7 protein-coding genes are annotated in these 12146 nt (G+C 71.4%); 4 read left to right on the plus strand and 3 right to left on the minus strand.

Translation table 11 applies throughout. The annotated features are described in order from the left end of the window. Positions 1-12 precede the first annotated feature (12 nt). The 3 genes from ABZU52_RS23665 to fxsT are packed head-to-tail and all read left to right on the plus strand — an operon-like array spanning position 13 to position 5806. Positions 13-672 carry a TIR-like protein FxsC gene (locus ABZU52_RS23665; protein WP_354973167.1) on the plus strand — a complete coding sequence of 220 codons (660 nt, stop codon included), beginning with the start codon at positions 13-15 and terminating at the stop codon, positions 670-672. After that, positions 669-1940, plus strand: a complete 1272-nt coding sequence (locus tag ABZU52_RS23670; RefSeq protein ID WP_354973168.1) for a TIR-like protein FxsC — start codon at positions 669-671, stop codon at positions 1938-1940. Before ABZU52_RS23665 ends, ABZU52_RS23670 begins: the two co-directional genes overlap by 4 nt. Continuing rightward, the gene (gene fxsT, locus ABZU52_RS23675) at positions 1937-5806 is read left to right on the plus strand and encodes an FxSxx-COOH system tetratricopeptide repeat protein (RefSeq protein ID WP_354973169.1); all 3870 of its coding nucleotides are present in this window, start codon (positions 1937-1939) and stop codon (positions 5804-5806) included. Before ABZU52_RS23670 ends, fxsT begins: the two co-directional genes overlap by 4 nt. A 43-nt stretch (positions 5807-5849) precedes the next feature. Here the strand turns inward: fxsT and ABZU52_RS23680 are convergent, their stop codons facing one another. After that, complete coding sequence (locus ABZU52_RS23680; RefSeq protein ID WP_354973170.1) at positions 5850-6758, minus strand: alpha/beta hydrolase; 909 nt, start codon at positions 6756-6758, stop codon at positions 5850-5852. 220 nt (positions 6759-6978) lie between these two features. On the opposite strand from ABZU52_RS23680, the gene miaB reads away from it, so the two are divergent. Beyond that, on the plus strand, positions 6979-8472 hold the full coding sequence (miaB, locus tag ABZU52_RS23685) for a tRNA (N6-isopentenyl adenosine(37)-C2)-methylthiotransferase MiaB (RefSeq protein ID WP_354973171.1): 1494 nt from the start codon (positions 6979-6981) through the stop codon (positions 8470-8472). A 39-nt stretch (positions 8473-8511) separates the two neighbouring features. Here miaB and ABZU52_RS23690 read toward each other — a convergent pair whose 3' ends face one another. Together ABZU52_RS23690 and ABZU52_RS23695 are read right to left on the minus strand one after the other, a co-directional pair. Next, positions 8512-9861, minus strand: a complete 1350-nt coding sequence (locus ABZU52_RS23690; RefSeq protein WP_354973172.1) for a cellulose binding domain-containing protein — start codon at positions 9859-9861, stop codon at positions 8512-8514. 236 nt (positions 9862-10097) lie between these two features. Beyond that, a complete protein-coding gene (locus tag ABZU52_RS23695; protein WP_354973173.1) occupies positions 10098-11693 on the minus strand; it encodes a cellulase family glycosylhydrolase in 1596 nt (531 codons plus the stop codon). Positions 11694-12146 lie beyond the last annotated feature (453 nt).

The raw sequence follows: 12146 nt of genomic DNA on the forward strand, positions 1-12146 counted from the left end.
GGAGGGGCAGCGGTGAGCACAGTGGACGCACCCTCCAGAGCACGCGCCCCACTCTTCTTCATCAGCTATTCGCGGGCACCGGTCGGCCGGGCCACCGGCAAACCCGCCGAGTACGTCTCCCGTTTCTTCGAGGACCTCTCCGTCCACGTCAGCGAGTTGGTCGGCCCGGTGACCGGGGTGGACGCCGGCTTCCTGGACACCTCCATCGCCGGCGGCGAACGCTGGAGCCCGGAGCTGCTCCAGGCCGCCGGCACCTGCCAGGTCTTCGTTCCGCTGGTGTCCAGCGCGCTGCTCGGCAGCGACTGGTGCGGCCGGGAGTGGGACGCGTTCTCCCGCCGACGGATCACCCCGCGTCACAGCTCCGCGTCGGTGCACGAGACGGCGATCGTGCCGGTCACCTGGTCGCCGACGAACGGCACGGCACTGCCCCGGGTGCTCCGCGACATCCAGCGCTTCACCCCGACCGCGATGCCGGATCCCGACATCGCGGTGCACTACCAGCGGGACGGGGTCTACGGCTTGCTGACCATGCAGTGGGAGAACGCGTACCGGGCGGTGGTCTGGCGGCTGGCGCAGCGGATCGTGGCCATCCACCGGTCGTACCTGGTCGAACCCTGGGTGCCGGCGAGCGTGGACGAGCTGTGCAACCGGTTCGCCGAGGAGTCGCGGTGAGCCCGCCGGCGAACCGGCGCCGATCGGGGGCGCGCGGGACGTACTTCTTCCTGAGCTACGCCCACTCGGCGCCGCCGCCGGGCGCCCGGACCGACGCCGACGTCTGGGTCGGCCAGTTCTTCGCCGACCTGACCGATGAGGTGCGGCGGCAGGCACGACCGGTCGCCGGGATGCGGATCGGCTTCTTCGACCAGCACATTCCGTTGGGCGCCGACTGGAAGGCCGCGCTGGCCGAGGCGCTCGGTGACGCCGAGGTCTTCGTCCCGCTCTACTCGCCCGGCTACTTCAGCCGTCCGTGGGCGCTGGGCGAGCAGGAGTCCTTCCGGGCTCGGCTGGCCGCCGTCGGGTCGGCCCGGCTCACCGCCGGTCACCTCACCCCGGTGCTGTGGATCCCGTTCCCTCCGTGGGAGGCCCATCCGGAGCTGGACGGCGCCCTGGACCTGGGCCGGGACGTCCCGGAGTACGCCGCGGACGGGCTGCGCGCGTTCTGCATGCTGGCCTCCTACCGGTCCCAGTACGAGCTGCTGCTGAGCCGCCTGGCGAGCCGGATCGTGCACACCGTCGAGCGGCGACCGATCGGCCCGTCCCGGGCACCTGGGCTGGACGAGGTGGTCCGCCCGACGCCGACCGACCCGGACTTCGTCGTCGCCGTCCTGGCCCCGACCCGGGACCGGCTGCCGACCGATCGCGACCCCGCCGGCTACGCCGCCAGCGGCCGGCTCTGGCGGCCGTACGGGCGCAGCCAGCAACTGCCCGCCGCCGAGTACGCGGCCAGCACCGCCGAGCGGCTCGGGCTGTCGGCCCGCACGGAGGACTTCGCGCAGGCCTCCGCGCTACTCGATCGGCGGCCGGCGGTGCTGCTGGTCGACCCGTGGATCGCCGCGGCGCCGGACGCCGCCGCGGTCCTCGCCGGCATGCTGGGCGGCCTGCGGGAGTGGGTCGTCCCGCTGGTGGTCACCGACGACGACGACAGCCAGGACGCCACCCGGTGGGCCACCGAGGTGACCCAACTGCTGCACGACGCCGGCCTGCCCCAGGTGAAGCGCGCGTGCAGCATGCCGGAGTTCGTCGACCTGATGCCGGCGCTGGTCACCGAGGCGCGTCGGCAGTTCCTCAAGTACGGCCCGGTCGTCCCCTTCGACCCACCGCCGGAGCCGGTGCCGAGCCTGCGGGACGGCCTACCCGCCGCCGGCTCGACCGTTCCCACCGACCCCGCGTCCCCGCCTGATGATCCGGCCCCACCGCGTACCCACGGAGAAGACCGATGAACAACGATCGCGAAGGCCAGGTCGTCACCTTCTACTCGTTCAAGGGTGGAACGGGTCGGACGATGGCGCTGGCCAACGTGGCCTGGATCCTGGCGGCCAGCGGCCGGCGGGTGCTCGTCGCCGACTGGGACCTCGAGTCGCCCGGTCTGCACCGCTTCTTCCACCCGTTCCTCGACGCCGAGGCGATCCAGGGCACCAGCGGTGTGATCGACATGATCCGCGACTACGAGTGGGAGACCACCCGGGTCGACGACCGGCCGGACCGCTGGGTGGAGCAGTACGCCCGGGTCGGGCGGCATGCCTTCTCGCTGCGCTGGAACTTCCCCGACGGCGGTGGCCTGGACTTCCTCTCCGCCGGCCGGCAGAACAGCGACTACGCCGTCTCGGTGAGCGGGCTGGACTGGGACAACTTCTACAACCGGCTGGGCGGGGCGCAGTTCTTCGAGGCGCTGCGGGCGGACATGAAGCGCCAGTACGACTTCACCCTGATCGACAGCCGGACGGGGTTGAGCGACGTCGCCGACATCTGCACCCTGCACCTGCCGGACACCCTGGTCGACTGCTTCACCCTGAGCGACCAGGGCATCGACGGCGCGGCCCGGGTGGCGCACTCGGTACGCGACCGGTACCGGCGGCGCGACATCCGGGTTCTGCCGGTGCCGATGCGGGTCGACCAGGCCGAGAAGGAGCGGGCCGAGGCGGGTCGGCTGCTGGCCATGCGCCGGTTCGCCGGGTTGCCGGCCGGCATGACCGAGGCGGAACGGCGGCGTTACTGGGCCGCGGTGGAGGTCCCGTACCGACCGTTCTACGCGTACGAGGAGACCCTCGCCACGTTCGGCGACCCGCCGGGCTCACCGACGTCGTTGCTGGCCGCGTTCGAGACGTTGACCGGGATCCTCACCGACGGCGCGGTGACCGCGCTGCCGGTGATGGACGAGTCGGTGCGGGAGCGGGGCAAGGCCCGGTTCCGCCGACGTACCGAGGCGATCGACGACCAGATCGTGCTCCGGTACGCGCCGGAGGACGCCATCTGGGCCGAGTGGCTGGAGCGGGTGCTCAGCTCGGCCGGGCTGCGGGTGGTGGAGCCCACGGCCGCCGTCGGGTCCGCCGCTACGCCGGCCCCGCGCACGCTGACCGTGGTCTCGCCGGCCTACGTGGCGACGCCGTCCGGTGGTCTGCCCGACCGGGACACCAGCACCGGCTCCACGGCCCTCGCCGTGTACGTCGCCGACCTGCGCCCACTGGCGGAGTTCCCGTCCCAGAGTTCCACCAACCTGGTCAACGTGAGCGCCGCGACCGCCGTGGAGCGGGTGTTGCGGCTGGTCGGCCGGCCGGTGCCGTCGTCGGCGGACGGGCCGCCGGGCGGGGCCACCCGTTTTCCCGGCACCGAGCCGTTGATTTTCAACGCCCCCAACCGGAACGCCCGGTTCACCGGCCGGGAGGACGACCTGGCGCGGCTGCGCGCGCAGTTGCAGAGCGGCGGCAGCGCGGTGGTGCTGCCGGTCGCCCTGCAGGGCATGGGCGGCGTCGGTAAGACGCAGGTGGCCCTGGAGTACGTGCACCGGTTCAAGGCCGCGTACGACGTGGTCTGGTGGATCGTGGCGGACCCGCCGCAGTTCGTCGACACGGCCCTCGCCGACCTGGCCGGTCGCCTCGGCATCCTCATCGGTCCGACCCTGCCCGAGACGGTCCGCTCGGTGCTCCAGGTGCTCGGCCGTGGTGAGCCGTACGAGCGGTGGCTCGTCGTGCTGGACAACGCCGAGGAGCTCGACCAGATCGAGCCCTTCCTGCCGCAGGGCCCCGGGCACGTCCTGCTGACCTCCCGGAACCGCGCCTGGGGCGATCGGGCGAACCCGATCCAGGTGGACGTCTTCGACCGCACCGAGAGCGTAACGCACCTCGCCCAGCGGGTGCCCACGATCAGTGCCGAGGAGGCCGACCGGGTGGCCGAGGCGCTCGGCGACCTGCCGATCGCGGTGGCCGCCGCCGGCGCCTGGCTCGCCGACACCGGCACGTCGGTGGCCGACTACCTGCGGCAGATCGAGCGGCACGGCCCCAGCGCCCTCTCCGTGGAGGCGACCTGGGACCTGTCGCTGAACCGGCTGCTGGAGCAGGCGCCCGCCGCGTACCGGCTGTTGCAGCTCTGCTCGGTGCTGGCGCCGGAGATCGCCCTCGAACTCATCTACAGCGACGAGATGGCGGCGGCCCTCGTGCCGTTCGACCCGTCGGTGTCGGAGCGGCTCGTGCGCGGCGCCCTGGTTCAACAGATCAACCGACTGGCGCTGCTCAAACTCGACGTGCAGGGCGGTCGGGTCCAGGTGCACCGGCTGTTGCAGGCGGTGGTCCGCGACCGGATGACCGACGACGAGATCAGCGCCGCCCGCCACCAGGTACACCTGGTGCTGGCCGCGTCCCGGCCCCGAGGCGACGTCGACGACCCGACCACCTGGGCCCGGCTGCGCATGCTCTGGCCGCACCTGGAGGTCTCCGAGGCGCTGACCTGCCCCGACGAGTCGGTGTGCCAGCTGCTGATCGACCGGGTCCGTTATCTGTGGCAGCGCGGCGGTCTGGACCAGGCCGACGGGTTCAGCCAGGAGGTGGACGACACCTGGAGCGCCCGGCTCGGCGACACGCACGACGACGTCGAGGTGTCGGCCCTGGGGCGCCAGCTGCTGCACCTGCGGTTCAACCGGGCGAACATCCTGCGCAGCCTGGGCCGGTTCAACGAGGCCCGGGACCTGGACGAGGCGGTGCTGGCCGAGCAACGCCGGCTGCTGGGGCCGCTGCACCCGCACAGTCTGATGACCGCCGGCAGCCTCGGCGGCGACCTGCGGGCGCTCGGCCGTTACGCCGAGGCCCTGGAACTGGACCGGTCCACCTACGCCTCCTGGCTCCAGGTGTTCGGCGAGGACCACCCCCGGACGTTGAGCGCGGCCAACAACCTCGCCGTCTCGTACCGGCTGGTCGGCGACTACCGGTCGGCCCGCCGCTGGGACGACGAGGTGCACCAGCGGCGGCGGCTGGTGCTCGGCCCCACGCATCCATACACTCTCGTCTCCGCCGTGCGGCTCGGCAGCGACCTGCGGGAAGCTGGCGAGTACGAGAGGTCGGCCACCCTGCTGCGCACGGTGTACGACACGTACTGCGAGGTGCTCGGGCCGGATGACGGTCAGAGCCTCGCCGCTCAGGTCAACCTGGCGGTGTCCCTGCGCAGCGCCGGTCGGGGCAGCGAGGCCGCGCCGATGTTCGAGACGGCCTACCGCGAACTCGACGAACGCTTCGGCCCGGACAACCCGGACACGGTGGCGTGCCGGTCGAGTCGCGCGGCGAACCTGTTGGCCGTCGGCGACGCGGCTCGGGCGCTGACCGAGATGAACGCCGTGCGGGTGGCGTTCGAGGAGCAGCTCCGGCTCGGGCCGGAGCACCCGCACGCCCTGGCGACGGTGAGCAACATCTCGGCGGCGGAGCGGGCGCTCGGACGCAGGTCGGACGCACTCGCGTCGGCGGCCTGGGCGGTCGGCGAGTTGCGCAAGGTGCTCGGGCCGGACCACCCGCACACGCTCGCGGCGGAGGTCAACCAGGCGGTGTGCCTCGCCGAGGAGGGTGACTGGGAGTCGGCGCGGGACCGGCTGCGGGAGACCGCCGGCCGGCTGGCCTCGGTGATCGGTGCGGACCACCCCGACACGTTGCGCTGCCTCGGCGATCTCGCCCTGGTGGCGAGGCGGGCCGGCGACGGCCCCGCCACCGAGGACATCAGCGTCGTGGCGGACCGGCTGGCCGAGGTGATCGGTGTGGATCATCCGACCGTGCAGACCCTGCGGGAACGGCGGTTCGTGGTCCGGGTGATCGACCCACACACCATCTGACCGGGGCGTTCGGGTGTCCGGGCCGGCCCGCCGGGCCGGACGCTCAGAGCTGCCGGCTGGTCGCCAGGTCCGGGGTGGCCAGCCAGGTCAGGGTCTGCGGCAGGATCTCCACCGCCCCGAAGTGCGCGGCGCCGGGCTGCACCTGCACCTCGGCGCGCGGGATTCGCGAGGCGAGCCAGTGCGAGTGCTCCACCGGGGAGAAGCGGTCCTGCTCGCCGTGCCAGAGCCGGACCTCCGCGCGGATGGCACCCAGGTCGAACCCCCAGCCGCGGCGGATCGCCAGCACGTCGTCGATCCAACCCTCGGGGCCGTGTCGCAGCGCCTCGGAGTACATGTCGGTCAGCAGGCGGCGGATCGCGATGTCGTCGACGACCCGGATGTCCTCGTCGGGTAGCTGGGGGCGGAGGAAGTCCAGCAGCGTCATCGGGTCCCGGCGGGCCTCGTCCGCGCGAACCTTCAGGTTGAGGGTGAGCTCGGCCAGGTCCTCGTCGGCCTGCCCGTAGTCCTCCACGTTCGATTCGGCCATGCCCGCGTACCAGTCCAGGTCGGGTGCCCCGGCCGGGGCGAGACCCACCAGCACGGCGGCCCGGGTGACCCGGTCCGGCAGCAGCGCGGCGCAGGCCAGGGCGTGTGGTCCGCCACCGGATCGGCCCACCACCGCGAACCGGTCGATGCCGAGGTCGTCGGCGATCGCCGCCACGTCGGCCGCGGCGTCGGCCACCCGCCGGCCCTCGTGCCGGTCGGAGTCGCCGTACCCGGGTCGGTCGTAGCAGACGAGGTACACGCCGAGGCGGTAGACGACGATGCCCCGGGGTCGGGGGCCGCTGCGGCTGCCCGGGGTGCCGTGCAACAGGAAGACCGCTGGCCCGTCCGGCGCGCCCGAGGTCTCCACCGCGAGGTGCCGCCCGTCCGGCGTCGTGACAGTGCGCTGGGTCGCAGCTTGTCGCGTCACGGTTGGCCTCCCGCGGGTCGTCATGTGCTCCCCCGTGAACGGAGCCGCGCATCGTCGGCGCCGAGTGCAAAGCCCCCGAAATCGCCCAGAACACATTCTTGTTGTGCAGCGTACTGCCCGTCGTGGATGCCCGCTATGGGCCAGCGGGTCAATGCCGGTGGGTTGGGGCCGCCGAAGGGGCCGCTACCCTGGTAGCCCGAGGGGAAGGGGCACCAAGAGGGTGGCTAGGACCTACAACGTCGTGACGTACGGCTGCCAGATGAACGTGCACGATTCTGAGCGGATCTCCGGCCTGCTCGAACAGGCCGGGTACGTTCGCGCGGTGCCGACCGACGACACCCCGGACATCGTCGTCTTCAACACCTGCGCGGTTCGGGAAAACGCGGACAACCGGCTCTACGGCAACCTCGGGCGGCTGCGCCCGGTGAAGGACAAGCACCCCGGGATGCAGATCGCGGTCGGCGGCTGCCTGGCCCAGAAGGACCGGGGCGACATCGTCCGCAAGGCGCCCTGGGTGGACGTGGTCTTCGGCACCCACAACATCGGCGCGCTGCCGGTGCTGCTGGAGCGGGCCCGGCACAACGCCGCCGCCGAGGTGGAGATTCTGGAGTCCCTCGACGTCTTCCCGTCCACGCTGCCCACCCGGCGTGAGTCCACCTACGCCGGCTGGGTGTCGATCTCGGTGGGGTGCAACAACACCTGCACGTTCTGCATCGTGCCGGCGCTGCGCGGCAAGGAGAAGGACCGGCGCCCCGGAGACGTCCTCTCCGAGGTGCGCGCCCTGGTCGACGAGGGCGTGGTGGAGGTGACCCTGCTCGGGCAGAACGTCAACTCGTACGGTGTCGAGTTCGGCGACCGGTACGCGTTCGGCAAACTGCTGCGGGCCTGCGGTGACATCGACGGGTTGGAGCGGGTCCGGTTCACCAGCCCGCACCCGAAAGACTTCACCGACGACGTGATCGCCGCGATGGCCGAGACACCGAACGTCTGCCACTCGCTGCACATGCCGTTGCAGTCCGGCTCCGACGACGTGCTGAAGGCGATGCGCCGGTCCTACCGCTCCGAGCGCTACCTGGGGATCATCGAGAAGGTCCGCGCGGCGATGCCGGACGCGGCGATCACCACCGACATCATCGTCGGCTTCCCCGGTGAGACCGAGGCCGATTTCCAGCGCACCCTGGACGTGGTGCGCGAGGCCCGGTTCTCCTCGGCCTTCACCTTCCAGTACTCGAAGCGGCCCGGCACCCCCGCCGCGACCATGGACGACCAGCTGCCCAAGCAGGTCGTGCAGGAGCGCTACGAGCGGCTGATCGCCACCGTCGAGGAGATCACCTGGGCGGAGAACAAGCGTCTCGTCGGGGAGACCGTCGAGGTGCTGGTCGCGGTCGGCGAGGGCCGCAAGGACGAGCGGACCGGCCGGATGTCCGGGCGGGCCCGCGACGGTCGACTGGTGCACTTCGCGACCGAGACCGCCGACGGGGAGTCCCTCGCTGGTCGGATCCGGCCGGGCGACATCGTGCACACCACTGTCACCTACGCCGCGCCGCACCACCTGAACGCCGACGGAGCGCCGGTGGCGCACCGGCGCACCCGGGCCGGGGACGCGGCCGAGGCGGGTCGCTCCCCGCGTACCCCTGGGGTGTTGCTCGGTCTGCCGACGATCGGCGCACCGCCGGTCGCGCCCGCGCCCACCGCTGGTTGCGCCACGCACTGACCGCACGGAAGGGCCCCTCGTCGAGGGGCCCTTCCTCGGTCAGACGGTGATCTTGCCGGCGCCGGCCCCGGCCGTCACGATGGACTTGACGGTGCTCGCGGTGTCCAGCTGGTAGGAGTACGGGATGCTGGCCACGCTGCCGCCGGCCTGGCCGGTGGGCGAGTTGACAAAGTGGTTGTTGCGGGCCACCAGGCTGCCCGGCCCCGAGTCACCCTCGCCGAGGTGGTACGGGTCGTCGACGTTCTCGAAGTAGTTGCCCTCGACGAGCACGCCGGCGTTCTCGGTGGACGCGACGCCGTAGCCGCCGTTGGCCCGGTAGTAGTTGTTGTACACGTGCACCGGGTTGCCGAAGCGCACCCGCGGGTGGCGCTGGTTGCTGCCGTCGAACCAGTTGTGGTGGTAGCTCACCCGCAGGTGACCGACGTCCTGGCTGGCGTTGTCGTCGCTGTGGCCGAGCAGCATGGTCTTGTCGTGGCTGAAGACGCGGTTCCACGAGACGGTGACGAAGTCCGAGCCGCGCTTGATGTCGACCGCACCGTCGTACCCGTTGCTGAACGTGTTGTGGTCGATCCAGATGTTGGTGGCCGACTCCTGCACGTTGATCGCGTCGTCATCCCAGTTGCGGAAGGTCAGGTTGCGGATGATCACGTTGCGGTCACCGCTCACGTTGAACCCGCAGCCGACGATGGTCGCCCCGTAGTTACCGATGATGGTCTTGTTGGACCGGACCCGCAGCATGCCCGAGCAGGTGATGGTCCCGGTCACCCGGATCACCGCGGCGCCGGTGGCGTTCAGTGCGCTGGTCAGGCCCGAGGCGTTGCTGACGGTGGTCGTGCCGGCGTTGCCGCCGCCGGTGGTGCCACCGTTCTGGGTGGCCCAGCCGACCAGTGTCGACGGCGGTTGGGTGCTGGGCGGGGGAGTGCTCGACGGCGGCGGGGTGGTCGGCGGCGGGGTGGTCGGTGTGGTGCTGCCGGTGCAGGCGACGTTGTTCACTGTGAAGCTGCTCGGGGCCGGGTTGCTGGAGTTGTTCCAGCTCGCGTTGAAGCCGAACGTGGCGCTGCCGTTGGTTGCCAGGTTGGCGTTGTAGTCGACGTTGGTGGCGGAGACCTGGCTGCCGCTCTGCGAGGCGGTGGCGCCCCATGCCTGGCTGATTTGCTGACCGGCCCCGTACGACCAGCGCAGCGTCCACCCGGACACCGGGTCGCCGAGGTTGGTGACGGTGACGTTGCCGGTGAATCCGCCCGGCCACTGGCTGGCGACCGAGTAGGCCACCTGGCAGCCGGCGGCCGCCTGGGCGGACACGGAGGTCAGCAGCCCGGCCGTGACCAGGCTGGCGGTGGCTGCGGCGGTGGTGGCGATCAGCGTCATTCGACGCCGTCCTGTGCGCATGCTGCTTCCTTTCGATGAGGCGGACGGAGGTGTCGCGACGCCCATGCCCGTGGGCGGCGATTCTCGGCCGGGACCAGTGGTCCTCGGGCCCGCCAGTGCAGGTTCGTGAAGGAAAGCGGCTCCCGCGCTCGCGCCCACCGGTGTTGAGGCAAGCGCTTTCCCGATGAAAGCATAGAAGAACCTTGATGTAAATGGTCGGGCCGGCCGATGCGGTCCGCACCGGCCGGCCCGACAGCTCAGCAGCTGGTGCCGTTGAGTTTCACAGTGCCCGGCGCGCTGGCGGTGCCGTTCGCGGTGAAGCCCACCGTGACCGACCCGCCCGCCGGCAGGGACGGGGCGTGGCTCGGAGCGACGGCGGTGACCGTCGTGCCGGACTGGGTGACGGTGGCGTTCCAGCCACTGCCCAGCGTCACCCCGGTCGGCCAACTCCAGGTGACCGACCACGGGTTCACCGCGCCCGAGCCAGTGTTCTTCACTGTCAACTCGCCCTGGAAGCCGCCCTGCCAGGCGTTCACCTGCCGGTAGGTGGCCGTACAGGCGCCGGTCGGCGGGTTGGTCGGCCCACCGGTAGGCCCACCGGTCGGCGGCCCGCTGGTGCCACCACCGGTCGGCGCGATCAGGTACGGCTGGAGGATCGCCTGCTTGGCGGTGTTGATGGTGGTCCAGTCGTCCAACGCGATGCCGCCGGTGTCACCCGAGTTGGGGTTCCACGACCAGTAGGTGAAGGACATCCCGGTCACCCCGGTCCCGGTGTACGCCATCAGCTTCTCCAGCCACACCTTGTCCTTCGGGTCGACCAGGGTGCTGCCGAACTCGCCCATCATGATCGGCGCGATGTTCTGCTTGTAGAGGTAACCGAAGTACTTGTCCCAGATCGCCGGCATGTTCGCCGGGTAGTCCGGGGCGTCGAACCAGGTCTGCCGGTACACCGAAGTGGCGTACTCGTGCGGCGAGTAGACCAACCGGTTCGCCACGTTCAGCCGTACCGGGAACTGGCCCGCCTTCGACAGGTTCCCACCCCACCAGCCGCAGTCCTCGTCGTTGCTCGGGTCGTTGTCCCAGACGTTGGAGAGGCCGCCGCTGGGGCAGCTCACCCCCTCCACGAAGATCAACCAGTTGGGCTGGACGCCGAGGATCGCGTTCCCGGCCCGCTCAGCGGCGAGCCGCCAGTCCCGGGCGGTGTCGCCACAGCCCCAGCACGCGCCGGTCGCCGCCGGGTTGGTGCCCTCCGCGTGCGGCTCGTTGTGCAGGTCGGCGCCGATCACCGTCGGGTTGCCCGCGTACCGCTGAGCGAGCATCTTCCAATCGTTGATCCAGGTCGCCTCGGAGACCGTCGACGTGTACCAGAGCGGCGACTGCCCGGCCGCCGTCGGCCGGTGCCGGTCCAGAATGATCCGCATGCCCTTGCTGCCGGCGTAGGCGATCACCTTGTCCAGGATCTGCAACGGCGACAACCCGATCAGGTCCGGGTTGACGAAGTCGTTTATCCCACTGGCGGTCGCGCCCGGCTTCAACGCGTCATTCGAGTACGGCACCCGCAACGTGTTGTAACCCAGCCGGGCCATCGTGTCGAGCTGCCCCCGCCACGGGTTGCTCGACCACAACCCGTGAAAGGTCTTGTTGTCGGTCTCCATGCCGAACCAGTTGATACCGGTCAGCCGGACCGTGGCACCGGTGCTGTCCACTATCTGGTTGCCGCTGGTGTGCAGATAACCGGTACCGGTGCCAGCGGCAACAGCCGGGCTGGTGCTGACGGCGGCGGCGATGAACACGCCGGCCGCGACGGTGGCGAGCGCGGTCAGCGCGCCGCCGAGAGCTTTGGGACGGAACATTCGGGCTCCACTTCGGAGGTCCGACGCCGCCCAGGGACGACGCCGGCAGGCGGCCGTCCGCACGTCACGCTCCCTCAGGGGTACGCGGACAGTGCGCGACGGCCCATGTCACGCGGACGTGGTCACTCGCGGAAGCTCACCGGCGATCCTCGACGGCGGTTGCTCCGCAGTCGTCACCCTCGTGCCGGTGGCCCTACCTGGCTCCGTCGCTCATTCTGATCAGCCCAGGTCAATGCGTCAACCTGCCAGCCCGCCCAGCGCCACCCCACCGTCCCCGCCGCCCGGCTACACCCCGCCCGCCCGCCCGCGCCGCGTCGCGCCGTTCGCCCGCCCGCCCGCGCCGCCGCGCGCCGTTCGCCCGTGTCGCGCCGCCCGCCCGTGTCGCGCCGTTCGCCCGTGTCGCGCCGCCCGCCCGTGTCGCGCCGCCCGCCCGCGTCGCGCCGCCCGTACCCT

Origin of the sequence: Micromonospora sp. NPDC005220 (genome assembly GCF_040607895.1) — a bacterium.
In the GTDB taxonomy this organism is placed as follows: Bacteria; Actinomycetota; Actinomycetes; order Mycobacteriales; family Micromonosporaceae; genus Micromonospora.

Excerpts from the sequence above, each read along its gene's own strand:
- fxsT (WP_354973169.1), top strand. The coding sequence starts at position 1,937 with ATGAACAACGATCGCGAAGGCCAGGTCGTCACCTTCTACTCGTTCAAG.
- ABZU52_RS23690 (WP_354973172.1), bottom strand. The coding sequence starts at position 9,861 with ATGCGCACAGGACGGCGTCGAATGACGCTGATCGCCACCACCGCCGCA.
- ABZU52_RS23695 (WP_354973173.1), bottom strand. The coding sequence starts at position 11,693 with ATGTTCCGTCCCAAAGCTCTCGGCGGCGCGCTGACCGCGCTCGCCACC.